The organism is Enterobacter sp. Tr-810 (assembly GCF_011752765.1).
GTDB classification, from domain to species: Bacteria; Pseudomonadota; Gammaproteobacteria; order Enterobacterales; family Enterobacteriaceae; genus Enterobacter; species Enterobacter soli.
This window is the reverse complement of the sequence record NZ_VWWW01000005.1, coordinates 20,541-44,741: the sequence shown is the minus strand read 5'-3', so window position 1 is coordinate 44,741 and position 24,201 is coordinate 20,541. Positions and strand designations below refer to the sequence as shown.

Here is a 24,201-nt window from a genome sequence, read left to right as displayed (position 1 = left end):
AATAATTATTTTAAATGATTCACCCTAGGCTATCTGTAATAATATTCTGATCGAGAAATGTGTAAGTTGTCACGTTAGGATAAGGACAAACAAAACGAATATTATCGTCAAAAATGTCACTATAGAAGTAAAAACCCATTATATCACTTTCGGGTAAAATTTCTCTCATGACCATTAAAGGAAACATTTTGGTTACGCTTATATTTTCATTGAGTGCTAAATCACCATGTGCAAGATATAGTTCTCCGGATATCATAGGCTCAGAAGTCTTGAATTGCGTAGTTTTACTCGGATTAATCCCTAACCCTTTAAGAACCTCAACTTCATTCAAAAATCCACTTCCATCGAATTTTGCTTGAATTGGTTTTATAAGAGTGGTTAATTCAAAAAACTCTCGACATTCAGGTTGCATACGATTAACTAAATTCTCAATAACCTCTTTTGTTGAACTTACCGCGGTAGCAGAGGGTAATCCTCTATGAGAAATATCATTTCTTAGCTCAGTGGCTTCACGGAGAATGTTTACAATTTCGTCACTACATATCAAACTGACATTACCATCACTTAAATCAAATAGATTCTTATAGTCTTTAATTCGATTATAACTAAAGGCCATTGTAATATCTGGCAAGTCTTTTTTCTTTTTACAAAAGCATTCTTTTGACGGCTTTTTATGCCCAAAAACAAATGAAACAAAATACAAGCCAAGATATTCAAAAAATTTAATAAGAGACTCACATCGTTCTCTATTAGTAAATTTTGACTCTGCTAACTCCCACAGGATGGCTAAAGGAGTAGGCAACATCGCTGAGAATTCTTGTTCATATCTATGCGCAACACTTTGATATGGTAGTAATTGTTCTTGTGCCGAGATAAAATTTGAAAAAACAGATTTTTTAAGTAACGAGACTCGAGATAACACTGCCTCACACTCATTCCAAACCTCTATTAACCCTGACTGATTACCTACGGTTGGAAGCGAGAACTTCGCATTTAACCATGCTGACATTGATATATTTCTTGAATATATAGAAGGTGTTTTAAAATTATTTTTAAGCCAATCCACACCTTCTTCCTGTTGTAAAAATATATTATAAAACTCAGGAATGAGAGTTTCATTGTGAAAATCAAAGCGAATTGGATTGAGAGCAATTCTCTTTTCACTTAAGGAAGAAAATTCATTTATCCTTCCAGTTAATTGATCCAATACATAAAACCCAGAGTTGTTTATTTTCACTATTTCTTTTAAACGAACCGATTTTCCTTGAAGAAGCTTATCTCTGTAGTGTTTTCTTTGGAAACAGGAATGAAAGTTGATCTCATAACCAACTATTCCGATATTATTATCTTTATTATCTTGCTTTTCAGCATTAATCCAAGAATCAGTTACCAGTGGCAGCACTTCAGCTTTGAAGTAGTTTTCAATCAGGTCGCTGGTGGATACTGCCGGGTTCAGCGGAACGTTTTCGTTATCGCGCAACTCGCCGTCCTGTTCAAACTCCACCACTTTGCCTTTGTACTCAAACGCGCCGTACAGCGGCTGAGCGGCTTCTTTCAGCACCTTCTTCACCACCGGTTCGGCATCTGGTTTTTTGGTGGTGATAGCGTCTATAAACTGTTTGTTTTCTTTCGCATCCAGCTTCACGCCAGCCGCTTTGATGGCCCCTTTCAGGGTCAGCTGGAACTGGTTAAAGTCATTGCTTACCAGCGTTTTACCACCCGCCTGCGTACCCAGAGCTGTCTGAATCTGCTGTGCCTTTTCCATCAATCCGCGCTGTGCCAGCCACAGTTTGCTGTCGAGCAGGACTTTGACATGTTTCTCTTTCAGCTCTGCAAATTCAGCGTCGATTATGGCACGCGCATCGGCTTCCAGTTCGGAGAAATCACCATAGCTATCCTCCTGCCACTGGGATGCGAACTCTTCATACAGACGTTCCATCGGCGCGTTAAACGGCTTCGGTGCAAAGCGCAGAGTCGCAATTGCCTCGTCCGTGACCTGAGCGGATAACCGCAGCGGGCGCTCAATGGTCAGGCGGCGATAGCCAAAGTCGGTACTGTTAAGAATTTTGCTGGCGAAGGTTTTCGGCGCTTCGGTTTTGGCAGTGGCAGGCTGACGGCCACGGCTGGATTTTTGCTCGGCGACATTTTCCAGACTCAGCTCTTCCGGGGCTTTGACCTCCACCACTTTAAAATCACCAAAGGTCTGGGTGATCAGTTTGATATCGTCTTCGCCCATCAGGTTGCGCTTGGAGCCCAGCGACTTACGCATCTTGCCGCACAGGTTGGTGCCATCAATCAGCTGCACTTTACCTTTACGCTCAGGCGCTTTCTTGTTGGAGAGGATCCAGATGTAGGTGGCAATGCCGGTGTTGTAGAACATGTCCGTTGGCAACGCGACGATGCCTTCCAGTAAATCGGCTTCCAGAATGTAACGACGGATTTCACTTTCACCGCTGCCTGCACCGCCGGTAAACAGTGGGGAACCGTTAAGGATAATCCCTATACGCCCGCCGTTGCTCACGGTGCCATCCACATTGTGGCTGTCGCGCATTTTGCTGATCAGGTGCATCAGGAACAGCAGAGAGCCGTCGGAAACACGCGGCAGGCCCGGGCCGAATCGACCGTTAAAGCCTTTCTGTGTATGTTCGTCGTTAATCTCGCCCTCAATCTTTTTCCAGTCCACGCCAAACGGTGGGTTAGAGAGCATGTAGTCGAACTGGTCCAGCGGCAGCTGGTCGTTAGAGAGAGTGTTGCCCAGCTTAATACGGCTGACATCCTGACCTTTGAGCAGCATGTCGGCTTTACAGATTGCGTAGGATTCCGGGTTCAGCTCCTGACCAAAAGCACGCATCGCCGCGTTAGGGTTCAGCTCATGCACATATTCCATGCCCGCAGAGAGGAAGCCGCCGGTTCCGGCCGTCGGGTCGTAAATGGTGCGGATGATACCGTCCTGCGTCAGGGCTTCATCATCTTCCATAAACACCAACGAAGTGGTCAGACGCACGATATCGCGGGGGGTAAAGTGCTCACCAGCAGTCTCGTTGGAACTTTCCGCAAAACGACGGATAAGTTCTTCAAACACCAGGCCCATTTCATAGTTGGAAATGGCCTTCGGGCTGAGATCGGTGGTAGCGAATTTCTTCACCACTTTGAACAACAGGTTGGCATCTTCCAGCAGGCCGACAAACTCGCTGAATTTGAAGTGCTCGAAGATTTCACGCGCATCCGGGGAGAACGCCTGTACGTAGCTTTCCAGGTTGGCTTTGATGTCGTTCTGCCCCATATTGCCAAGATCCATCTTCGAGGTATTAAAGAAGGAAAGCTCGCTAGCGCGCAGCAGAAACTTCTCTTTGGCATCTTCCGGCAGTGAGCTGGTTTTTAACTCATCATATTTCGCCACCACCGCATCTTTGGTCTCCGCCAACACACACTCAAGACGACGCAGCAGCGTAAAAGGCAGGATCACGCGCCCATACTGAGACTGTTTGAAATCACCGCGCAGCAAATCAGCCACCGACCAGATAAACGCAGCCGTTTGAGAAAAGTTAGTGTTCGTCATGAAGCCCTCGGGGAGATCGCGGCCTTAGTGCAAATGTGCGCAGGCAAATATTCAGTTTTGGAATTCAGTTCGCAAAATAATAACCGCTACGAGGGTTATCTCAAACGATAGAGGACAAAGAAATGAACAATGGTATTGAATATCTGATTATCAGCAGAGTTAACAAAGTGCATTTAGCTTGCTGTAAATGAAGGGAAATAATTGTGCAGACACTAAATTCCAGACACAAAAAAAGCCGCCCTTAAGCGACTTTCTTTCACATCTTTTGGTGCCGAAGGCCGGACTCGAACCGGCACGTATTTCTACGGTTGATTTTGAATCAACTGCGTCTACCGATTTCGCCACTTCGGCACTGAAGGGGATGCGGAAACGTTGTGGATTATACCTGTCGCGCGCCGCCATGCAAGCAGCGACGCGCTAAACCCACGCTAAGTGCCCAAAAAATCAGCACACTCGTCAATCCAGCTCGGAAACCGCCAGTCGAATCACGCCAGCCGCCTTCGGCTCTGGCAGCTTCAGCACCTTCGCCCACATATCCTGCACCATATCGCACGAAAGCTTCTCCTTGCCCACCGCTTGCTCAGGAGTTTGCAGCAGCTGGATGGCCTCGCCGTATTTGTCGGCAAGTTCCTTCATTATGGGTCGCACATCGGCTACGGCGGTGGCGCGCTCTTCCGGTGTCACGGTGTGGCGGTTTTTCCCGTAGGCGGCGCGCATCATGTCAGCATCGGCCTGCATCCGACGCTGCATCATCGGTTTATCGAGTACCCTCATCGGGTTCACGCCGCCCTTTACGCCCGGGTACAAGAACCGGAAGCAGGCATCGTCACTCACCTTCTGGATGGCGGCGGTCTGCTCCATATTGGCCTTCATATACTCCACCACGTTAGCATCCGGGGCGTATTGCAGGCGCGACATTTGCAGGTTAAGGATTTGCGGTTGGATCACATCGATGATGTGCTGTTCAGAGTCGCCCGCTTTCTGCATCGCGAGGATCTGCTCGCGGATGCGCTTTTGCAGCGCCGGCTCTTGTTCTTTCAGCACCTGCCAGGCGGGCATGGCGTTCAGGGTGGTATCAAGCTGTTGTTCCGGATCTTGCTGCAAGCGCTGCTTATCAAAGTAGACCCAGAACGCCACAGCGGCCGCCACGACGGCCACCACGACAATACGTATCCACGTTTTTTTCATCTCGATCTCGCATCCTTTTGCAGTGTCGGTTTACACCGGCACGCCACTATGGAAGCGGAACTCGTTGTCCGGTGTCGAGATAAGTGTGGCTTCAATTTCACCAAAAAGCTGTACCCGGGGTGAGATATCGTTGTCGCTCACCTGCTGGGCAAGGGTCAGATAGTCCTGGTAATGGCGTGCTTCCGAGCGCAGCAGCGACAGGTAGAACTTCTGCAAATCGTCATCGAGGAACGGCGCCAGTGCGGCAAAGCGCTCGCAGGAGCGGGCTTCGATATACGCCCCGCAAATCAGCTTGTCGATAAGCGTCAGTGGTTCGTGAGTACGAACTTCCTTCAGCATCCCTTTGGCGTAGCGGCTGGCGGTGATTTTGACGTACGGAATATCGCGCGCCAGCATCGCCTCGCGCACCTGCCAGAAGTGGTGCAGCTCTTCTTTTATCAGCAGCACCATGCTGTCGATAAGCAACTGGCCCCAGGGGTCGTCGGTTTTGGGCATCACGCTTTTGCCAATCTGCTTGTGCAGGGCGATAAAGTCCGGCTCTGGGCCGTCGCGGAAGGTAAACACTTCGTAAGGTCTGAGCCAGTCGAGCAACGCATCGGCACCGCTTTCATCGGCGACATATTTACGCACCAGCAGGAGCGCAGTCTGTGCAGCTTTAAGTTCGCACACCATGTGGTCGGTCAGCAGCAGCGGCAGGTTGGCCGGGTCACGGGCTTTATCAATCCATGCTTGCGGGGTCGGGCACTGGAGGAAGTTGAGTACGGGGGCGAGTATCTGCGGGTAATCCATTCGAGTTCCTGAAGCGGCAGCCGAAGCTGCCGCAAAATACAATCAGTGACGCACGCCGTCGTCGTCTTCGTCGATGTAATCTTCGTCGTCTTCGTCTCCGTCTTCACCGTTCGGATCTTCGAAGTAGGTTCCCCAGCCGTCGTATTCCACTTCAAACTTCTCGGCCAGGTTCATCAGCTGTTCTACCTGCGCATCAATAAGCTCTGCTTTCAGCGCGCCTTCGCTCAGGATATCGCAGCAGATGACGGTGTCGCCCTCTTCCACTTCCAGCTCTTCTGGCTCGGTCACTTCGTAACCCAGTTTGAAGGCTTCAACCGCCAGTTTTTCCAGCGCTTCGAAATCGTCGGCAGAGAAATGGTGCTCGATGGTGTACAGCGCGTCCGGATCGCTGCCGTCTTCCAGCAGTTCCTCAATAATCAGACGCGTCTCTTCGCGTTGCTCTTCCAGTAGTTCTGGGTTTGCCATGGCTCATTCCTCTTTAAAGTGCGGCAGATACTTCTATTTTCACACACGGACGTGTTTGCCTCCACCTTTGTAAGAAAGATTTGTGAAACGGGGTTGCAAATGAATATTCATACATATAAAGTGAATTTTAATTCAATAAGTGGCGTTCGCCATGTGAGGATAAAATGTCTGATCTGTATAAGAAACACTTTCTGAAATTGCTCGACTTTACCCCTGCACAATTCACCTCTCTGCTGACACTTGCCGCACAGCTCAAAGCTGATAAAAAAAATGGCAAGGAAGTACAAAAGCTTACCGGTAAAAACATCGCGCTCATCTTCGAAAAAGACTCAACTCGTACACGATGCTCTTTCGAAGTTGCCGCATTTGACCAGGGCGCGCGCGTCACATATTTAGGGCCGAGCGGCAGCCAGATTGGGCATAAAGAATCAATTAAGGATACCGCGCGCGTGCTTGGCCGCATGTACGATGGCATTCAGTACCGTGGCCACGGTCAGGAAGTGGTTGAAACCCTGGCACAGTATGCCGGCGTGCCGGTCTGGAACGGGCTGACCAACGAGTTCCACCCAACCCAGCTGTTAGCCGACCTGCTGACCATGCAGGAGCATCTGCCAGGCAAAGCGTTTAACGAGATGACGCTGGTGTATGCAGGCGATGCGCGTAACAACATGGGCAATTCCATGCTTGAGGCTGCTGCGTTGACCGGGCTGGATCTGCGCCTGGTGGCGCCAAAAGCCTGCTGGCCGGAAGAGAGCCTGGTAGCGGAGTGCAGCGCGCTGGCCGCGAAGAATGGCGGGAAAATCACCCTGACGGAAGATGTGGCGGCAGGCGTGAAAGGCGCGGACTTCATCTATACCGACGTGTGGGTGTCGATGGGCGAGGCAAAAGAGAAGTGGGCGGAGCGTATTGCGCTGCTGCGCGGGTATCAGGTGAACAGCCAGATGATGGCGCTGACCGGCAACCCGGACGTGAAGTTCCTGCACTGTCTGCCTGCATTCCATGACGACCAGACCACGCTCGGCAAGCAGATGGCGAAAGAGTTCGACCTGCACGGCGGGATGGAAGTGACGGACGAAGTGTTTGAGTCGGCGGCGAGTATTGTGTTCGACCAGGCAGAAAACCGGATGCATACCATTAAGGCGGTGATGGTCGCGACGCTTGGCAGTTAGTCCTCTGCGGGCTGGTGCCCTCACCCCAGCCCTCTCCCACGGGGAGAGGGAGCAAACACTAAAAAACGACAACAAAGTTGTCGTTTTTACTTTTACCTTGCACGGGGAGAGGGAGCAAACCCGTTTCAGTTAATCAGCATCTTCACCACGACCTTGCGCACCTGCGCAGGCGTACCCACGGCGCACAGCGGCTTGTGCACTTCCCCCGGATAAAACACCACAAAATCCCCTTCGCTTAACACCACAGTTTTCTCCTGCTCACCTTCTGGCAGGAACGCGATGTCTTTATCCGCCAGCCAGTCGGTGTCCGGCGTGCCGTGCGGCAGGGTGCTGAAGGTCATCCCTTCCTGGCCTTTCATGATTATCTGTATATCCAGATAGCGCGCGTGATACTCCGCGCGGCGCTCAGCAAACGGCTGAGTCATGTCTTCAGACACCAGATAAAACAGGTTGTTGCCGTTAATATCGTGCTTGCCGAGCGGGGTGGTATCGGTGACATGCGCTTTGATGTGTTCAATGGCCTGACGCAGTTCTTGCGGCAGCCAGGACTGTAAATGGTGGATGTTGCCAACAATCATGATCTAATCCTTAATATAAAACATCGTTTCATTTTTATCTTTTATACGAGAATTCCCACTGCCATACCACCACTTTTTAGAAGAGATTTGCGCGAACGCATGTTTATCGGGAAATCTGTTAATTGCCTGTTAACCTGCAACAAGAAAATATGCAGCGGTTATGCATAACCTCAGAACAAGGGCTTCACACGCGCTAATCTAATCTGTTGATTCAAAAGACCTAATCACAAAAACCATCCCTGCCTCACATTTCACCATTTTTATAATTTGCGGAATCAACAAATAAATATTTATTGATTTTCCTTAAGTCAAAAATAATTAATGTGTGTTTTTGCATAGTCATTCTACTGACTTAATTTAATACTTTAAAATCAATGCGATAACCAAATATGTCAAAGCGTTAAATTCTACAAGTTAATAACAAATACAAATAAGACCGAAGAATACCGCGTAGTTATTCATCTCTGAATAATGCCTAATTAATCATTATCTGATACGCGTCATGCAAATAAAAACAAACCATTCAATACCCCATTCCGCGTGAGCAACATCACAATATGAAATAACAAGTCGCCTAGTATGAGCCGTGAAATCAATTGAGCTAATCCGCCATGCAAATAACTGCATGGCCCAGCCCTTTTTATTCTGAAAAACAGTTAAAGGAATAATTATGGAAAAGCATTACGTCGGTTCTGAAATTGGTCAATTGCGCAGTGTGATGCTGCACCGCCCTAATTTAAGTTTAAAACGCTTAACACCTTCGAATTGCCAGGAATTATTATTCGATGATGTGTTATCGGTTGAACGTGCGGGTGAAGAGCATGACATGTTTGCAAACACGCTGCGTGAGCAGGGTGTGGAAGTCCTGCTGTTAACCGACCTTCTGACGCAAACACTTGATATTGCAGACGCCAAAGCCTGGCTGCTGGAAACCCAAATCTCTGATTATCGCCTCGGGCCGACCTTCGCGGGCGATGTTCGTGGTTGGCTGGCCGATATGCCGCATCGCGAGCTGGCACGCCGGTTAAGCGGTGGATTAACCTACGGCGAAATTCCGGCGGCAATTAAAAATATGGTCGTCGATACTCACACGGCAAATGATTTTATTATGAGGCCGCTGCCAAACCATTTATTTACCCGCGATACCTCCTGCTGGATATATAACGGTGTGTCCATTAACCCAATGGCTAAAGCCGCCCGCCAGCGTGAAACCAATAACCTGCGCGCTATATATCGCTGGCACCCTGCTTTTGCCGACGGTGATTTTATTAAGTACTTCGGTGACGAGAATATTAATTATGACCACGCCACATTAGAGGGCGGCGATGTATTAGTCATTGGCCGCGGCGCGGTATTAATCGGTATGTCTGAACGCACCACCCCGCAGGGCGTGGAGTTCCTCGCCAACAGTCTGTTCAAACACCGCCAGGCCGAACGCGTCATCGCCGTTGAGCTGCCAAAACACCGCTCCTGTATGCACCTCGATACCGTCATGACCCACATCGATGTCGACACCTTCTCCGTCTACCCGGAAGTGGTGCGCAAAGACGCCCAGTGCTGGACGCTGACCCCGGACGGACGCGGCGGCCTGCTGCGTACCCAGGAAACCGACCTGCTCCACGCCATCGAAAAAGCGCTTGGCATTAACCACGTACGCCTGATCACCACCGGTGGCGATGCCTTTGAAGCCGAACGCGAACAGTGGAACGACGCCAACAACGTGCTGACCATCCGCCCGGGCGTGGTGATTGGTTACGAGCGCAACATCTGGACCAACGAGAAGTACGACAAGGCCGGGATCACCGTGTTGCCGATCCCTGGCGACGAACTGGGGCGTGGCCGTGGCGGCGCGCGCTGCATGAGCTGCCCGCTGGAACGCGACGGAATTTAAAGGAGCCATCATGGAAAGAAAACCCACTCTGGTCGTCGCGCTTGGCGGTAACGCGTTACTCAAACGCGGTGAACCACTGGAAGCGGAGATCCAGCGCCAGAACATCGAGCTGGCGGCCCGCACCATCGCCGGGCTGACCGAGCAGTGGCGCGTGGTGCTGGTTCACGGCAACGGGCCGCAGGTCGGGCTGCTGGCACTGCAAAACAGCGCCTATGACAAGGTCACGCCCTACCCGCTCGACATCCTCGGGGCCGAAAGTCAGGGGATGATCGGCTACATGCTCCAGCAAGCGCTGAAAAACAACCTGCCCCAGCGTGAGGTAAGCGTGCTGCTCACCCAGGTGGAAGTGGATGCCGCCGACCCGGCGTTTACTCACCCGACCAAGTACATCGGCCCGGTCTACAGCGAAGAACAATCCAGCGCGCTGGCAGCGGAAAAAGGCTGGGTGTTTAAGGCCGATGGCCGCTACTTCCGCCGCGTGGTGCCTTCCCCGCAGCCGAAACGCATTGTCGAGAGCGATGCCATTACCGCACTTATCCAGCGCGACCACCTGGTGATTTGTAACGGCGGCGGCGGGGTTCCGGTGGTGGAAAACGCCAACGGCTACCACGGCATCGAAGCGGTGATCGACAAAGATCTGTCCGCTGCGCTGCTGGCGCGTCAGATAGAGGCGGATGCCTTGCTGATCCTGACCGATGCCGATGCGGTGTATCTCGACTGGGGCAAACCCACCCAGCGCCCACTGGCACAGGTCACGCCGGAACTGCTCAGAGACATGCAGTTCGACGCCGGCTCGATGGGGCCGAAAGTGGCCGCCTGCCGCGAGTTTGTTGAAACCTGCAACGGCATTGCCGGGATCGGCGCGCTGGCCGATGGCGCGGAGATCCTCGCAGGCGAGAAAGGCACGTTGATTCGCAACTAAAACCCCTCACCCCTGCCCTCTCCCCAAAGGTGAGAGGGAGCAAACCATCCCCTCGCCCCTTTGGGGAGAGGGTTAGGGTGAGGGGTCAGGTCTTAGACATTAATTTTAAAAGGATTTCCCACATGACCATCAACCTGAAAAACCGCAATTTTCTCAAACTGCTGGACTACACCCCGGCAGAGATCCAGTACCTGATTGACCTCGCCATTGACCTGAAGGCCGCCAAAAAAGCCGGGCGCGAAAAGCAGACTCTGGTTGGCAAAAACATCGCGCTGATTTTTGAAAAAACCTCCACCCGCACGCGCTGCGCCTTTGAAGTAGGCGCGTTCGACCAGGGTGCGCAGGTGACTTACCTCGGCCCAAGCGGCTCGCAGATTGGGCATAAGGAATCAATGAAAGACACCGCCCGCGTGCTGGGCCGTATGTACGACGGCATTGAGTATCGCGGCTACGGTCAGGCGATTGTCGAGGAGCTGGGCGAATACGCGGGCGTGCCGGTCTGGAACGGCCTGACCGATGAATTCCACCCGACCCAAATTCTTGCCGACCTGATGACCATGCTCGAACACGCGCCGGGCAAAACCCTGCCGGAGCTGAGCTTTGCCTACCTGGGCGATGCGCGCAACAACATGGGTAATTCACTCATGGTTGGCGCGGCCAAAATGGGCATGGATATCCGTCTTGTGGCGCCGAAATCCTTCTGGCCAGAAGCGGCGCTGGTTGAGCAGTGTCGCGCCATCGCCAAAGAAACGGGCGCACGCATCACCCTGACAGACGATGTAGAAGAAGGGGTTCACGGCACCGATTTCCTCTACACCGACGTGTGGGTATCGATGGGCGAGCCGAAGGAAGCCTGGGCCGAGCGCGTCAGCCTGATGACGCCGTATCAGATCAACGCGAAGGTGATGAAAGCCACCGGCAACCCGAATGTTAAGTTCATGCACTGCCTGCCTGCATTCCATAACGAGCACACCAAAGTGGGTCGCGAAATCGAAATGGCTTACGGCCTGAAAGGGCTGGAAGTGACGGAAGAGGTCTTCGAATCCCCCAATTCCATTGTCTTCGACGAAGCCGAAAACCGGATGCACACCATTAAAGCGGTCATGGTGGCGACACTCGGCGACTAATCACCACCCGGCGTGCCGCGGGGTGCGCCGGGTTTAAGGAGAACACCATGGGCAAGTTTAAGTTTCCCTCCGCTTACACCATTCTCTTCTTTCTGATTGCCGTTGTGGCCGCGCTGAGCTGGGTTGTCCCGGCCGGTCAGTACCAGATGGCAATGAACGCGGCCCTCGGCAAAGAAGTGCCTATTGCCGGGACTTACGCCCACGTTGCCGCCCATCCGCAGGGCATTATTTCGGTGCTGATGGCTCCTATCGCCGGGCTGTACGATCCGGAATCCGGCCAGGCCGGTGCCATCGACGTGGCATTGTTTATTCTGATCATCGGCGGTTTTCTGGGGATCGTCACCAAAACCGGGGCGATTGACGCCGGGATCGAGCGCGTCACCACCCGGTTACGTGGTCGTGAAGAGTGGATGATCCCGATCCTGATGGCGCTGTTTGCCGCAGGCGGCACGATTTACGGCATGGCCGAAGAGTCTCTGCCGTTTTACACGCTGCTGGTTCCGGTGATGCTGGCTGCCCGGTTTGATCCGGTGGTGGCGGCTTCCACCGTCCTGCTTGGCGCCGGGATCGGCACGCTCGGCTCCACCATCAACCCGTTTGCCACGGTGATCGCCGCCAACGCAGCCGGGATCCCCTTCACCAACGGTATTGCCCTGCGCGTGGCGCTGCTGGTGATTGGCTGGATAATCTGCGTGGCGTGGGTGATGCGTTACGCCCGTAAAGTGCGTAAGGACCCCTCTCTCTCTATCGTCGCGGACAAACAGGAAGAGAACCTCGCCCATTTCCTCGGTAACAAAGGCGAACAGTCGCTGGAATTTACCCCGGTGCGCAAAATCATCCTCGTGATTTTCGCCCTCGCCTTCGCGGTGATGATTTACGGCGTGGCGGTGCTCGGCTGGTGGATGGCGGAGATCTCCGCGGTATTCCTCGCCAGCGCGATCATCGTCGGGCTTATCGCCCGCATGAGCGAAGAAGAACTTACCTCAACCTTTATCAACGGCGCGCGGGATTTGCTGGGTGTCGCGCTGATTATCGGCATTGCGCGCGGTATCGTAGTGATAATGGATAAAGGCATGATTACCCACACCATTTTACACAGTGCTGAAGGGCTGGTAAGCGGGTTACCGACCGTCGCATTTATCAACGTGATGTACTGGCTGGAGGTGGTGTTGTCGTTTCTTGTGCCTTCTTCGTCCGGCCTGGCCGTTCTGACGATGCCGATCATGGCACCGCTTGCCGATTTCGCTAACGTCAACCGCGACCTGGTGGTGACGGCGTATCAGTCGGCTTCCGGCATCGTTAACCTGGTCACGCCGACCTCTGCCGTCGTGATGGGCGGGCTGGCGATCGCCCGCGTCCCTTATGTGCGTTACCTGAAGTGGGTTGCTCCTTTGCTGGCGATCCTGACGGTGGTGATTATGGTGGCGTTGAGCCTCGGAGCGTTGTTGTGATCTTTTGACGTTGTAGGCCCGGTAAGCGTAGCGCCACCGGGCATTTTGTTTCAGCCAATTACATGGGATTAAGTTATGACGGAATATGGTGATTACTCTCCAAAGGAACAGCTACAGCTGACGGTGTGTCAGCGTCTGATTACCGAAAAGAGTTATCTCTCCCAGGAAGAAATTCGCCGCGACTTACAGGAGCGGGGGTTCGACAGCATCAGCCAGTCTACCGTTTCACGTCTGCTCAAGTTGCTCGGAGTCATAAAAATTCGAAATGCCAAAGGGCTAAAGATTTATTCGTTGAATCACCAGTTACGCCCTGCTCCCGATGCTGCGCGTACGGTTTCCGAAATGGTGGTCAGCGTGGAGCATAATAGCGAGTTTATCCTTATCCATACCGTTGCCGGATATGGCCGCGCGGTGGCGCGTATTCTGGATTATCACCAGTTACCGGAAATTTTAGGCGTGGTTGCCGGAAGCAGTATTGTCTGGGTTGCCCCGCGCGTGGTGAAGCGCACTGCCCTGGTGCACAAACAAATTAATTATTTACTCAGAACGAATTAATATTCACAAAGAACCGTTTGCATTGAGTAAAGTGTGCATTAAATCGCTTGATCCGAAAATCGGGGTGCGTATAATGCCCGACAATTTGCCGGGAGGAAGCATGGTCAAGCGTGTACGACATAACGTCTTACCGCGTCTGAAATCAGACGCTGGCCTGCCGTTTTTCTTCCCGTTGCTAAACCTATTCCCAGAGCCCCTCATTTGAGGGGCTTTTTTTTGCCCGGCGTCAGGAGATAAACATGAATCCGCTTTATCAAAAACACATCATTTCCATAAACGACCTCAGCCGCGAAGAGCTGGAACTGGTTCTGGAAACCGCGGCAAAACTGAAGGCGAATCCGCAACCGGAGCTGCTTAAACACAAAGTCATTGCGAGCTGCTTCTTCGAAGCCTCTACCCGTACGCGCCTCTCCTTTGAAACCTCCATGCACCGCCTGGGCGCAAGCGTGGTGGGCTTCTCAGACAGCAGCAACACGTCGCTGGGTAAAAAAGGCGAAACGCTGGCGGACACGATTTCAGTTATCAGCACCTACGTTGACGCCATCGTAATGCGTCATCCGCAGGAAGGTGCGGCCCGTCTGGCGACCGAGTTTTCCGGCGGCATTCCGGTACTGAACGCCGGGGATGGCGCGAACCAGCACCCGACGCAAACGCTGCTGGATCTGTTCACCATTCAGGAAACCCAGGGCAGCCTGGAAAACCTGAACATCGCCATGGTCGGTGACCTGAAATATGGCCGTACCGTCCACTCGCTGACGCAGGCGCTGGCGAAATTTAACGGCAACCGCTTCTACTTTATCGCCCCGGACGCGCTGGCGATGCCGCAGTACATCCTCGATATGCTGGACGAAAAAGGCATCCAGTGGAGCCTGCACGCCAGCATCGAAGAGGTGATGAACAGCGTGGATATTCTGTATATGACCCGCGTGCAGAAAGAGCGCCTGGATCCCTCTGAATACGCCAACGTGAAGGCCCAGTTTGTGCTGCGCGCCAGCGACCTAGAGGGCGCACGCGACAACATGAAGGTGCTGCATCCGCTGCCACGTATCGATGAGATCACAACAGACGTCGATAAGACGCCACATGCCTGGTACTTCCAGCAGGCCGGGAACGGCATCTTCGCTCGCCAGGCGTTACTGGCACTGGTTCTGAATCGCGAATTAGCTTTGTAAGGGGAAATGACAATGACACACGATAACAAACTTCAGGTTGAAGCCATCAAACGTGGCACCGTGATTGACCACATCCCTGCGCAGGTAGGTTTTAAGCTGCTGACCCTGTTTAAGCTGACCGAAACTGACCAGCGCATCACCATCGGCCTGAACCTGCCGTCTGGCGAAATGGGCCGCAAAGATCTGATCAAAATTGAGAACACGTTCCTGACTGACGAGCAGGTAAACCAGCTGTCGCTGTACGCACCGGACGCCACCGTTAACCGTATCGACGATTATGACGTGGTGGGCAAATCACGCCCAAGCCTGCCGGATCGTATCGAAAGCGTGCTGGTCTGCCCGAACAGTAACTGCATCAGCCATGCTGAGCCGGTTTCTTCCAGTTTTTCAGTGAAAAAACGCGCCGATGACATCGCACTCAAATGCAAATACTGTGAAAAAGAGTTTTCTCATTATGTGGTGCTGGCCAACTAATTGAGGTTGGTAATGAAATCCCGGCTGTTATAATGGCCGGGACTCTTAAATCAGCTGTTATTCTGGAGAAATCATGACCAAAGTACTCGCGACGGAAAATGCACCAGCGGCTATCGGCCCATATGTTCAGGGCGTTGATCTGGGTAGCATGATTATTACCTCAGGCCAGATCCCGGTTAACCCAAAAACCGGCGCCGTGCCGGAAGACGTAGCTGCGCAGGCACGTCAGTCGCTGGAAAACGTGCAGGCTATCGTTGAATCTGCAGGTCTGAAAGTGGGTGATATCGTGAAAACCACGGTATTCGTTAAAGACCTGAATGATTTCGCGACCGTAAACGCGACCTACGAAGCATTCTTCACCGAACACAATGCCACCTTCCCGGCGCGCTCTTGCGTTGAAGTGGCGCGTCTGCCGAAAGACGTGAAAATTGAAATCGAAGCGATTGCAGTACGTCGTTAATTTATTTCAATAAAAAATGGGCGGCTCCGGCCGTCCATTTTTTTTGGATATTTTTCCTCTCGCCACAGCATGACGTCCCCCACCTCCCATTAATAATATCGAGCTGCATATTTATTATTAATGGATTAACAATGAAATTATCAAAAATTACGCTGGCGATGGCGACGATGGCCGTTGCGTCCTCCGCGTTGGCACACGGTTATATTGAATCCCCCGCCAGCCGCGCCTATATGTGTAAGCTCGGTCAAAATATTGATTGTGGTTCCGTGCAATATGAACCACAGAGCGTGGAAAAAACGTCCGGCTTCCCTGCGGGCACATTGCCGCCAGACGGGCAGCTCGCCAGCGCTGGCATTGCCAACTACTCCCAGCTTGATAAACAGAGTCTGAATGCCTGGACTAAAACGCCGATGACCGCAGGCCCACATGAGTTTGTCTGGTATCACACTGCGCCGCACAAAACCACCAACTGGCGTTATTATATGACCAAACAAAACTGGGATCCGAATAAACCCCTTACTCGCGATCAGTTTGAATTAACGCCATTCTGCACCATTAACGGAAATAACCAGGCTCCGGCCATGCGTCAGGCCATGAATTGTAATGTTCCGGCGCGTACTGGTTACCAGGTTATTTATGGCGTGTGGGAAATTGCTGATACAACAAACAGTTTCTATCAGGCAATTGACGTTGATTTCGGCAATGACGGTACGGTCAAACCCGACGAAACACCGGCTGTAGTGTCCGAATGGAGCACCACGCTGAGCGGCCAGATTACGGGGAATAACCTCAATGCTGGTGACAAAGTGATTGCTCGCTTCTTTGACGCTAACGGTGAAGTAACCGCCATGCGCACAGAGATGGCCATCGCTTCAGCCGAACAGGGTGATGCGAACCAGTGGTCTTACGATCTGGCGCAGAAGCTCAACACCGCGCAGAGCGCAATTCGCGTGGGGGTAAAAGATGCCTCCGGTGAAATCAGCCCGATCCATGGGGCCAACAGCATTTTCGTCAAAGAAGGGAGCACGTTAAAATCGGTAGCGATTTCCTACGAAGAGCAGAAAGCGCAGGTCAATGAAACCATTGCGGTATCCAGCCTTCAGTACAGCAAAATCGAGCAGGGTAATGCCACGGTCACCTTCCATCTGAACACCCACGGTAACGTGGATTTTGAAGCCCATGTGATGAACCATAACGGCGCGGAGAAAGGCTATCTGAAGCAGGATATGAACAACGTGAATCAGGACGTTACCATGAACCTGACCAACGTTGAGCCGGGCCACCACATGCTGAAATATTACGCCACCAATCAGGACGGCACCCTGTTTGCGCAGGATGTCCTGAACCTGATGCTGGAAGAGGATGCCGCAACCGGAAATACGGGCCATTACGACTTTAGCTTCCCGGCGAACATCGCCGCCTATAAAGCGGGCACGGTAGTGTTACAGCCAAAAGACGGCAAGACCTACGAATGTAAGCCATTCCCGTACAGCGGCTACTGCGTACAGTGGAGCCAGTATGCGAATCAGTATGAGCCTGGCGTGGGTTCACACTGGAAAGAGGCATGGGTTCTTAAGAACTGAGTCCTCTGATCCCCTCACCCCGACCCTCTCCCAAAGGGAGAGGGTGTATAAATTCCCTCTCCCTTTGGGAGAGGGTTAGGGTGAGGGTTCTTTACTACTGATTACGCGTGGCTCTGAGCAGCGTCTCCAGCGGGTAAACCGCCGCAATCACCACTTCATCCTGGATTTTCGCCGCGTTATCCAGCTCCGCCTGAATCGACGCAATTTCTTTATCATCCAGCGTCCCCTGACGCGCGACCAGATCGGTTAAGCGCAACCCAATCGACGCCAGCTTATCCACTTCCTGAATCACCGGTTTAATGGCCTTCAGCTGATAATTGCTTCCGCTCAGCGCCAGCGCATCGCTGGTATTGCTCTGCCAGCGGTTAAACACGTGGCGCAGCGCATCCGCACTTTCCGTGTCTTCGGCATCGCTCACCAGTCTGTCGACCCATTTATTCATCTGACGCACGGTTGCGCTTTCAGCGCTCAGCGCATCGGCGAAGCGGTTGAGCGGCTCAAATTGATGGTATTTCCCGGCCTGGAACTTCAGGTGCTGACGAGTGTAATACTGTGCTGGCTCCACTGCCTGCGCGAGGATCAGCAGCGGCAGGCTGTCGCCATTGTTCGCCAGGCGGGTGAAGTACACCTGCTGCTGGCTGTGCTGCAAAAGCCCCACCGACACCGTTGACCAGCTATCCATCGCCTGCAAACGGGTGTACATGTTGTCGGTATCGTTCACGTCCTGTGCCGACCACAAGCGTTCCGCCACGGCAAACGCGCGCGGCCAGAGTTTAATATCCAGCACCGGCGCCACCACGTTTTCGGCCCACAGCGCGGCTTCGCCACCCAGCAGATTGGCCTGCTGGGCAGTATCGGGCACGACAGGGGCGATACCTTTTGGCACCTCATCCAGCAGCTTGCCGCTGACCGGGTAACGGGCGTTGCCCAGCAGGAAATAGCCGCTCAGCGTGTCCGTGCTCACCGTCACCACCGGGCGCGTTTCGCCCATCCAGGTATCGACGGTAAAGGTCACCTGGTCGTCGCTACGCCATTCGATATTCTGAACCGCGCGGCGCGACTTCCCGGCAAAATCAATAAATCCTCGCCAGCCGGAATCGCCTTTTACCAGCGTAAAGCTCCCTTCTAGCGGCTTGCCTTTCAGGCGCGGCAGGGTGAAAGACCAGCTCTGCGGGCTGTCGTTATCGCCAATCACGTCCACATTGTTTAAGCCCTGCGGCACAATCTCATTGCGGTAGTGATAGGCCGTAGACTGTGGCTGGTCGAGGTAAAAACCGGTCGAGAGAATGCCTTTGTAGCCTTTTTCGGCCACCTGCCCCAGCGCGTCCTGCCCTTGCCAGGACTGGATCAGAATGCTTTTTGGCAGGTCTGGATGGAAGATTTCGTCCCAGCCCACCATCTGCCGGTGATGTTTTTCGAGGATCGTTTCCAGCTTGCGGTTGAAATACGCCTGCAATGCATGGCTGTCCGCCAGTTTGTTGTCACGCATGAATTTCTGAATGGCGGTGTTTTGTTTCCACTGCGTGTCGTCCACCTCATCGCCACCGATATGCAGATAGGGATCGGGGAAGATCGCCGCCAGTTCGCTGACCATTGCCTCTGCAAAGGTATACGTCGCCTCTTTTGTCGGATCCAGCACCGGTTTCAGCACGCCCCAGTGGCGTTCCATTTCATAAGGCCCCGGTGCGCTCATCAGCTCGGGGTAGGCAACGGCAATTGCCGAAGCGTGGCCCGGCATGTCGATTTCAGGGACCACGCGAATGCCTCGGTCGGCGGCGTAGCGCACGATCTCGCGCATCTGCTCCGGGGTGTAAAACTGTCCGTCGCTGGCAAGCTGCGTGAGCTTTGGATAGCGCTTCGAGGTAAAGCGCCAGCCCTGATCGTCAGTCAGATGCCAGTGCAGCACGTTCAGTTTTGCCGCCGCCATCCCGTCAATCTGCCGCTTGATGTCGTTCAGCGGAATAAAGTGGCGGGCGGAATCAAGCAGCAAACCACGCCACGGGAAGCGCGGCGCATCCTCAATGGTGACCCAGGGTATCGCAGTATTTTCTGGCCCGTTCTGGATAAGCTGAAGCAGCGTTTCCATCCCGCGCAGCGCGCCAAAGCGGGTGTTAGCCGAGATGTTCACGCCGTCAGCATCCACCTTAAGCGTGTAGCTTTCATCGCTGTCGGGCAGAGGTTGCGGCTTCACCTTTTTAGCGATGTCGATGCGGATGGTGGGTTTGTCTGGCTTATCGGCCTGCGGCTGTAGTGTCCAGCCGGTTTGCAGCGCAATGCGCTGGCGCAGGCGGTTAACCGCGTCACCCAGATCGTCACCGCTGAAGCTAACAGAAATGTTATCGCTGAGCACCAGCGCGCCTTGCGTTGTCGGGCGTTCAACCTTTGCAGGCCAGGGCATCAGGGGGAGGTCACCTGCCGGAGCGGCAAACGCAGAAGCGCCGAGCATAAGCCCGGCGGTTAAGAGGCTGTACCGTAACATGAATGTTCCTTATTTGACGGGCCGAAAAAAGGCAAAACATTCTGTTAACATGCGCTCAATTTGTCGTCAAGAGAATGACACGACGGAGATCACAGGTTGTTGAATTTGAGAGGAAACCGCACCGGACGGTTCCCTCTCCCTTACAGGGAGAGGGTTAGGGTGAGGGTAAAACGACTTACTGCCAGCCATACCGGCGCGCATAGAACCCTTTCACCATTTGCGTCAGGACCATATAGCCCGCGAGGATCGCCACCAGCCACGGGAAGTAGCTCAGCGGCAGCGCCTGCAATTGCAGGTAACTTGCCAGCGGCGAGAACGGCAACGCGATACCCAGCGCCATCACCAGCCCCGTCATCACAATCAGCGGCCAGGCGGCACGGCTCTGAATAAACGGAATACGGCGGGTACGGATCATATGCACAATCAGCGTTTGCGACAGCAACCCCACCACGAACCAGCCGGACTGGAACAGGGTCTGATGTTCAGGCGTGTTGGCATGGAACACAAACCACATCAGGCAGAAGGTCAGAATGTCAAAAATGGAGCTGATCGGCCCGAAGAACAGCATAAAGCGGCCAAGATCGGACGGATTCCAGCGCTGTGGCTTCTGGATCTGCTCATCGTCCACGTTATCAAACGGGATCGCCACCTGAGAGACATCGTACATCAGGTTCTGGATCAGCAGGTGCAGCGGCAACATTGGCAGGAAGGGTAAAAACGCACTCGCCACCAGCACGCTGAAGACGTTACCGAAGTTCGAGCTGGCGGTCATTTTGATGTACTTCAGCATGTTGGCAAAGGTACGGCGGCCTTCGATCACCCCCTCTTCCAGCACCATCAGGCTTTTTTCCAGCAAAATGATATCCGCCGCTTCACGGGCAATATCCACGGCGCCGTCGACAGAAATCCCAATATCTGCTGCACGCAGCGCCGGAGCATCGTTGATACCGTCACCCATAAAGCCCACCACATGGCCCTCACGGCGCAGCAGCGTCACAATGCGCTCTTTGTGCATCGGCGTCAGTCGGGCAAACAGCGTGGTGCGCTGGGCAAGCCTGGCCAGCTCATCGTCAGAAAGATGTTCGATCTCGCTTCCCACCACCACGTCACCGGCATCCAGCCCCACTTCGTGACACACTTTAGCCGCCACCAGCTCGCTGTCGCCGGTGAGGATTTTCACGGTGATCCCGCTCGCCTTCAGGGCTTTCAGCGCTGGAGCTGTCGTCTCTTTTGGCGGATCGAGGAACGCGATGTAACCTTCAAGGATCAGGTCTGATTCATCAATACGCTGATAATCCCCGACGCGCGCTGGCAGGAATTTGCTGGCCACCGCCACCACGCGCAGCCCCTGACGGTTCAGGTTGTCGGTCACGCGTTTGATGCGGCGCAGCATGGTGTCGTCCAGCGGGACGATGTCACCGTTGTACCGTACCTGGGTGCACACATTGAGGATCTCCTGCAACGCGCCTTTGCAGATCAGCTGATGCACATCCTGCTGTTCACTCACCACCACCGACATACGGCGGCGCTCAAAATCAAACGGGATCTCGTCCACTTTCTGCCAGCGGCCAGACAGCGTGCGGGCAGACTCTTCGCCCACGCCTTCCAGCACGGCAACGTCGAGCAGGTTTTTCAGCCCGGTCTGGTAGTGGCTGTTGAGCCAGGCACTGTGCAGCACGCGTTCACTGGTCTTGCCGGAGATATCGGTATGGTTCTCCAGCACGATTTTATCCTGGGTCAGCGTCCCGGTTTTATCGGTGCAGAGGATGTCCATCGCGCCAAAGTTCTGGATAGCATCGAGGTGTTTAACAATGACTTTTTGCTTAGAGAGTTTTACCGCCCCGCGCGCCAGCGTGGAGGTGACAATCATCGGCAGCATTTCTGGCGTTAAACCCACGGCAACAGAGAGCGCAAACAGCGCCGCTTCCCACCAGTCGCCCTTGGTGTAGCCGTTGATCAGCAGCACAATCGGCGTCATCACCATCATAAAGCGGATCAGCAGCATACTGACGCGGCCAATCCCCTTCTGGAAGGCGTTAGGTTCGCTTTCCTGTTCCGTCACGCGCCCGGCAAGTTGGCCGAACCAGGTGTTACCGCCCGTGGCCGTCACAATGGCCTGCGCGGTTCCGCTCACCACCGTGGTGCCCATAAAGCACAGGGTGTCGCATTCCAGCGGATTCATCTGCTGCGGATCGCGGGTACGCGCCACTTTCTCCACCGGCAGTGATTCGCCAGTTAACGACGCCTGAGCGACAAACAGATCGCGCGCCTGAATGATGCGTAAATCTGCCGGGATCATATCCCCGGCGGCAAGTTTCACCAGGTCACCCGGAACCAGCTGATCGATAGGCAGTTCAAGCCAGGCGTTTTCACCGAGCTCGTTAATCACGCGCGAGACGGTGGCGGTGTTGCTGACCATTGCTTTCAGGGCGTCTGCCGCTTTGGTGGAGCGGGCTTCCTGAATAAAGTTCAGCAGCGTGGAAATCCCCACCATCAGGGCGATAACGCCTGCGGCAAACAGGTCTTCGGTGGCATACGAGATAATGCCGAGCACCGTCAGCAGCAGGTTGAACGGGTTGCGGTAGCAAACCCACAGGTGCACCCACCAGGGTGAAGGCTTTTGCGCCGGGATTTGATTGTCGCCATGCTCGGCGCGGATTTTATCGACTTCGGCTGCATTCAGCCCTTCCGGGTGCCCGCCAAAGGCGCGCCAGACTTCGTTTTCGTCCATCGCCGCCACGTTCAGGCAGCGTTCGGTCAGGGAAGAAGGAATAGCCGCGCCCGCCAGATTTTTGGCGTTTGGCATTGGGTCACGCTGGATAAGGCGGCGTGGCAGGTGGCGGCTCAGCTGATCAAGCAGCTGCCGGGTGATATTTTTCAGCATAATAAGCTCTCCTGCGCGCGCAGCAGCGAACGCAGTTTTGCTGGCAGACACGGTAAATCCGTACCTGGCGGCACTTTAATTATTAGCAGAAACGTTTGGGACGTTGCTGCCTCACATCACCGGTGAGACAGCAAAAGGCTGGCTTACCGGAAAGAAAGAGCTCTCCCGTTCAGGAGAGGCGTGGGATCGGGATCCATGTAACCTCCGGTAAGTAAAATTGGTATTTCGCCGTGCAGTATAAGGAATTAACCGTACCGTTTGTGACGATTCGGGCGGTATTATAACCCCGCGCAAGTAAACCATACGTAAACCAGACTTTGCCCATAGCAAAATCACGCTATACCATTACGCTCAATTGACGACCGCCGTCGCTGTTACAGGGAATAGAGGATGCAAAACCGCCTTACCATTAAAGACATCGCGCGTTTAAGCGGCGTGGGGAAATCCACCGTGTCGCGAGTGCTGAACAACGAAAGTGGTGTCAGCGAGCGCACGCGCGAGCGCGTCGAGGCGGTCATGAATCAGCACGGTTTTTCCCCTTCCCGCTCCGCACGCGCCATGCGTGGGCAAAGTGACAAAGTGGTCGCCATTATTGTGTCGCGCCTCGATTCCCTGTCTGAAAACCTGGCGGTTCAGACCATGCTGCCTGCCTTCTACGAACAGGGTTACGACCCGATTATGATGGAAAGCCAGTTTTCGCCACAGCTGGTGGAAGAGCACCTGGGAATGCTGCAACGCCGCAACATCGACGGCGTGGTGCTGTTCGGCTTTACCGGCATTAAAGAAGAGATGCTTAAACCCTGGCAGCCATCGCTGGTGCTGCTGGCGCGCGATGCCAGTGGTTTTGCCTCTGTCTGTTATGACGATGAAGGCGCTATCTTCACGCTGATGCAGCGCTTATACGATCAGGGCCATCGCCATATCAGCTTCCTCGGTGTACCCCATGCGGACGTGACCACCGGTAAACGGCGTCATGAAGCCTATCTGACGTTTTGTAAAAAGCACAACCTCTCTGCCGTAGCCTCCTTGCCAGGGCTGGGTATGAAGCAGGGCTACGAGCAGGTCGCCAGCGTGCTGACTCCACAGACCACCGCGCTGGTGTGCGCTACGGACACCCTGGCGCTGGGCGCGAGTAAATACCTTCAGGAACAGCGTATCGATAATTTGCAGGTCGCAAGCGTCGGCAGTACGCCACTGATGAAGTTCCTTCACCCGGAAATTATCACCGTCGATCCCGGCTACGCCGAGTCCGGGAGACAGGCTGCCGCTCAGTTGATCGAGCAGATCACCGGTCGCACGGAACCGCGCCAGATAGTCATTCCTGCCCATCTTTCGTAAACCCCATTAAACGGTTTATTGTGATCTTCGCCTGATTTCGGGAACGTTCCCATTTTCGCCGTGACGCTGAAGGAGTAGGCTTGCGTTCAGGTCATTACACCCTTCTCCATCTGTCAT

19 protein-coding genes, 1 tRNA gene and 1 pseudogene are annotated in these 24,201 nt (G+C 53.7%); 13 read left to right on the top strand and 8 right to left on the bottom strand.

Annotated elements, in window-relative coordinates; all coding sequences use genetic code 11:
* Nucleotides 1-1,306 precede the first annotated feature (1,306 nt).
* The 5 genes and pseudogenes from F3J30_RS22735 to rraB form a co-directional block, all read right to left on the bottom strand.
* Nucleotides 1,307-3,559 (bottom strand): annotated as a pseudogene (locus tag F3J30_RS22735) (class I SAM-dependent DNA methyltransferase); the annotation flags it as partial.
* A gap of 266 nt (nucleotides 3,560-3,825) precedes the next feature.
* Nucleotides 3,826-3,910: transfer RNA gene (locus F3J30_RS15000), tRNA-Leu, on the bottom strand.
* A gap of 105 nt (nucleotides 3,911-4,015) precedes the next feature.
* Nucleotides 4,016-4,747 (bottom strand): topoisomerase II, encoded by a 732-nt coding sequence (locus F3J30_RS14995; protein WP_166717742.1) that lies wholly within the window; start codon nucleotides 4,745-4,747, stop codon nucleotides 4,016-4,018.
* Nucleotides 4,748-4,777: 30 nt separating this feature from the next.
* On the bottom strand, nucleotides 4,778-5,536 hold the full coding sequence (gene miaE, locus F3J30_RS14990; RefSeq protein ID WP_166717741.1) for a tRNA isopentenyl-2-thiomethyl-A-37 hydroxylase MiaE: 759 nt from the start codon (nucleotides 5,534-5,536) through the stop codon (nucleotides 4,778-4,780).
* A gap of 42 nt (nucleotides 5,537-5,578) precedes the next feature.
* Nucleotides 5,579-6,001 (bottom strand): ribonuclease E inhibitor RraB, encoded by a 423-nt coding sequence (gene rraB, locus F3J30_RS14985; RefSeq protein WP_014068697.1) that lies wholly within the window; start codon nucleotides 5,999-6,001, stop codon nucleotides 5,579-5,581.
* Between the two features lie 99 nt (nucleotides 6,002-6,100).
* On the opposite strand from rraB, the gene F3J30_RS22670 reads away from it, so the two are divergent.
* On the top strand, nucleotides 6,101-6,196 hold the full coding sequence (locus tag F3J30_RS22670; RefSeq protein WP_217188093.1) for a hypothetical protein: 96 nt from the start codon (nucleotides 6,101-6,103) through the stop codon (nucleotides 6,194-6,196).
* Complete coding sequence (argF, locus tag F3J30_RS14980) at nucleotides 6,166-7,170, top strand: ornithine carbamoyltransferase (RefSeq protein WP_166717740.1); 1,005 nt, start codon at nucleotides 6,166-6,168, stop codon at nucleotides 7,168-7,170. Before F3J30_RS22670 ends, argF (F3J30_RS14980) begins: the two co-directional genes overlap by 31 nt.
* A 125-nt stretch (nucleotides 7,171-7,295) precedes the next feature.
* Here argF (F3J30_RS14980) and F3J30_RS14975 read toward each other — a convergent pair whose 3' ends face one another.
* On the bottom strand, nucleotides 7,296-7,748 hold the full coding sequence (locus F3J30_RS14975; protein WP_166717739.1) for a YhcH/YjgK/YiaL family protein: 453 nt from the start codon (nucleotides 7,746-7,748) through the stop codon (nucleotides 7,296-7,298).
* Nucleotides 7,749-8,418: 670 nt separating this feature from the next.
* Between F3J30_RS14975 and arcA the strand changes: the two genes are divergently transcribed.
* From arcA to gbpA, 10 genes are all read left to right on the top strand, one after another.
* On the top strand, nucleotides 8,419-9,639 hold the full coding sequence (gene arcA / locus F3J30_RS14970) for an arginine deiminase (protein WP_166717738.1): 1,221 nt from the start codon (nucleotides 8,419-8,421) through the stop codon (nucleotides 9,637-9,639).
* Nucleotides 9,640-9,649: 10 nt separating this feature from the next.
* Nucleotides 9,650-10,561, top strand: coding sequence for a carbamate kinase (locus F3J30_RS14965; protein ID WP_014068693.1), 912 nt, complete (start codon nucleotides 9,650-9,652; stop codon nucleotides 10,559-10,561).
* 122 nt (nucleotides 10,562-10,683) lie between these two features.
* Nucleotides 10,684-11,688 (top strand): ornithine carbamoyltransferase, encoded by a 1,005-nt coding sequence (gene argF, locus F3J30_RS14960; protein WP_014068692.1) that lies wholly within the window; start codon nucleotides 10,684-10,686, stop codon nucleotides 11,686-11,688.
* Between the two features lie 47 nt (nucleotides 11,689-11,735).
* Complete coding sequence (locus F3J30_RS14955) at nucleotides 11,736-13,139, top strand: YfcC family protein (protein WP_014068691.1); 1,404 nt, start codon at nucleotides 11,736-11,738, stop codon at nucleotides 13,137-13,139.
* A gap of 75 nt (nucleotides 13,140-13,214) precedes the next feature.
* Nucleotides 13,215-13,694 carry an ArgR family transcriptional regulator gene (locus tag F3J30_RS14950; protein ID WP_014068690.1) on the top strand — a complete coding sequence of 160 codons (480 nt, stop codon included), beginning with the start codon at nucleotides 13,215-13,217 and terminating at the stop codon, nucleotides 13,692-13,694.
* 100 nt (nucleotides 13,695-13,794) lie between these two features.
* Nucleotides 13,795-13,899: a pyrBI operon leader peptide gene (locus F3J30_RS14945; protein WP_022646880.1), complete on the top strand. Its 105-nt coding sequence runs from the start codon at nucleotides 13,795-13,797 to the stop codon at nucleotides 13,897-13,899.
* Between the two features lie 34 nt (nucleotides 13,900-13,933).
* Complete coding sequence (gene pyrB, locus F3J30_RS14940; RefSeq protein ID WP_014068689.1) at nucleotides 13,934-14,866, top strand: aspartate carbamoyltransferase; 933 nt, start codon at nucleotides 13,934-13,936, stop codon at nucleotides 14,864-14,866.
* 12 nt (nucleotides 14,867-14,878) lie between these two features.
* Nucleotides 14,879-15,340 (top strand): aspartate carbamoyltransferase regulatory subunit, encoded by a 462-nt coding sequence (gene pyrI / locus F3J30_RS14935; protein WP_014068688.1) that lies wholly within the window; start codon nucleotides 14,879-14,881, stop codon nucleotides 15,338-15,340.
* A gap of 73 nt (nucleotides 15,341-15,413) precedes the next feature.
* Nucleotides 15,414-15,800, top strand: a complete 387-nt coding sequence (gene ridA / locus F3J30_RS14930) for a 2-iminobutanoate/2-iminopropanoate deaminase (RefSeq protein ID WP_014068687.1) — start codon at nucleotides 15,414-15,416, stop codon at nucleotides 15,798-15,800.
* Nucleotides 15,801-15,931: 131 nt separating this feature from the next.
* A complete protein-coding gene (gene gbpA, locus F3J30_RS14925) occupies nucleotides 15,932-17,383 on the top strand; it encodes an N-acetylglucosamine-binding protein GbpA (protein WP_166717737.1) in 1,452 nt (483 codons plus the stop codon).
* A 94-nt stretch (nucleotides 17,384-17,477) separates the two neighbouring features.
* On the opposite strand, the gene F3J30_RS14920 is transcribed toward gbpA, so the two are convergent.
* Nucleotides 17,478-19,862: a family 20 glycosylhydrolase gene (locus F3J30_RS14920; protein WP_166717736.1), complete on the bottom strand. Its 2,385-nt coding sequence runs from the start codon at nucleotides 19,860-19,862 to the stop codon at nucleotides 17,478-17,480.
* Nucleotides 19,863-20,037: 175 nt separating this feature from the next.
* Nucleotides 20,038-22,746, bottom strand: a complete 2,709-nt coding sequence (gene mgtA / locus F3J30_RS14915) for a magnesium-translocating P-type ATPase (protein WP_166717735.1) — start codon at nucleotides 22,744-22,746, stop codon at nucleotides 20,038-20,040.
* Nucleotides 22,747-23,136: 390 nt separating this feature from the next.
* Here mgtA and treR point away from each other — a divergent pair, with 390 nt between their 5' ends.
* Nucleotides 23,137-24,084: a trehalose operon repressor TreR gene (treR, locus tag F3J30_RS14910; RefSeq protein ID WP_166717734.1), complete on the top strand. Its 948-nt coding sequence runs from the start codon at nucleotides 23,137-23,139 to the stop codon at nucleotides 24,082-24,084.
* Nucleotides 24,085-24,201 lie beyond the last annotated feature (117 nt).

What these genes read in the sequence shown, in the direction of transcription:
- miaE (WP_166717741.1), bottom strand. Translation starts at nt 5,536, where the DNA reads ATGGATTACCCGCAGATACTCGCCCCCGTACTCAACTTCCTCCAGTGC.
- F3J30_RS14965 (WP_014068693.1), top strand. Translation starts at nt 9,650, where the DNA reads ATGGAAAGAAAACCCACTCTGGTCGTCGCGCTTGGCGGTAACGCGTTA.
- pyrI (WP_014068688.1), top strand. Translation starts at nt 14,879, where the DNA reads ATGACACACGATAACAAACTTCAGGTTGAAGCCATCAAACGTGGCACC.
- F3J30_RS14975 (WP_166717739.1), bottom strand. Translation starts at nt 7,748, where the DNA reads ATGATTGTTGGCAACATCCACCATTTACAGTCCTGGCTGCCGCAAGAA.
- mgtA (WP_166717735.1), bottom strand. Translation starts at nt 22,746, where the DNA reads ATGCTGAAAAATATCACCCGGCAGCTGCTTGATCAGCTGAGCCGCCAC.
- argF (WP_166717740.1), top strand. Translation starts at nt 6,166, where the DNA reads ATGTCTGATCTGTATAAGAAACACTTTCTGAAATTGCTCGACTTTACC.
- arcA (WP_166717738.1), top strand. Translation starts at nt 8,419, where the DNA reads ATGGAAAAGCATTACGTCGGTTCTGAAATTGGTCAATTGCGCAGTGTG.
- F3J30_RS22670 (WP_217188093.1), top strand. Translation starts at nt 6,101, where the DNA reads ATGAATATTCATACATATAAAGTGAATTTTAATTCAATAAGTGGCGTT.
- argF (WP_014068692.1), top strand. Translation starts at nt 10,684, where the DNA reads ATGACCATCAACCTGAAAAACCGCAATTTTCTCAAACTGCTGGACTAC.
- pyrB (WP_014068689.1), top strand. Translation starts at nt 13,934, where the DNA reads ATGAATCCGCTTTATCAAAAACACATCATTTCCATAAACGACCTCAGC.
- rraB (WP_014068697.1), bottom strand. Translation starts at nt 6,001, where the DNA reads ATGGCAAACCCAGAACTACTGGAAGAGCAACGCGAAGAGACGCGTCTG.
- gbpA (WP_166717737.1), top strand. Translation starts at nt 15,932, where the DNA reads ATGAAATTATCAAAAATTACGCTGGCGATGGCGACGATGGCCGTTGCG.
- treR (WP_166717734.1), top strand. Translation starts at nt 23,137, where the DNA reads ATGCAAAACCGCCTTACCATTAAAGACATCGCGCGTTTAAGCGGCGTG.
- F3J30_RS14920 (WP_166717736.1), bottom strand. Translation starts at nt 19,862, where the DNA reads ATGTTACGGTACAGCCTCTTAACCGCCGGGCTTATGCTCGGCGCTTCT.
- F3J30_RS14950 (WP_014068690.1), top strand. Translation starts at nt 13,215, where the DNA reads ATGACGGAATATGGTGATTACTCTCCAAAGGAACAGCTACAGCTGACG.
- ridA (WP_014068687.1), top strand. Translation starts at nt 15,414, where the DNA reads ATGACCAAAGTACTCGCGACGGAAAATGCACCAGCGGCTATCGGCCCA.
- F3J30_RS14945 (WP_022646880.1), top strand. Translation starts at nt 13,795, where the DNA reads ATGGTCAAGCGTGTACGACATAACGTCTTACCGCGTCTGAAATCAGAC.
- F3J30_RS14955 (WP_014068691.1), top strand. Translation starts at nt 11,736, where the DNA reads ATGGGCAAGTTTAAGTTTCCCTCCGCTTACACCATTCTCTTCTTTCTG.
- F3J30_RS14995 (WP_166717742.1), bottom strand. Translation starts at nt 4,747, where the DNA reads ATGAAAAAAACGTGGATACGTATTGTCGTGGTGGCCGTCGTGGCGGCC.